This window comes from Pseudomonas sp. VE 267-6A, assembly GCF_024126555.1.
GTDB lineage: Bacteria > Pseudomonadota > Gammaproteobacteria > Pseudomonadales > Pseudomonadaceae > Aquipseudomonas > Aquipseudomonas palmensis.
Genome location: NZ_JAMYBY010000062.1, coordinates 1 through 368 on the forward strand (window position 1 = coordinate 1; position 368 = coordinate 368).

Consider the following 368-nt stretch of genomic DNA (forward strand, 5'->3'; position numbering starts at 1 on the left):
TGCTGCGCGTCCACCGGCAGGGCCTCGCCGCTGCAGACGATGCGGGTGAGGCTGGTGCAGCTCGGCACACCGGCATCCAGCAGGAAGGCCTGCAGCATCGACGGTACGAAGTGCAGGGTGCTGACCTGGTGCTGGTTGATCAGCGCTACCAGCCTGGCCGGGTCGCGGTGGTCGCCAGGAGCAGCGACCACAAGGCGCGCACCGGTCATCAGCGGCCAGAAGAACTCCCACACCGACACGTCGAAGCTGAACGGGGTCTTCTGCAGTACCGTGTCGCTGGCGTCCAGGGCGTAGGCCTGCTGCATCCAGCACAGGCGGTTGGTGAGTGCGCTGTGGCGGTTGCCGGCGCCCTTGGGATTGCCGGTGGA

General features: G+C 67.7%; 1 protein-coding gene. It reads right to left on the minus strand.

Going from position 1 to position 368, the window contains the following annotated elements; all coding sequences use genetic code 11:
• The coding region (locus tag NJH59_RS25445; RefSeq protein WP_253087483.1) for an AMP-binding protein at window positions 1-368 on the minus strand (368 nt) is incomplete at both ends.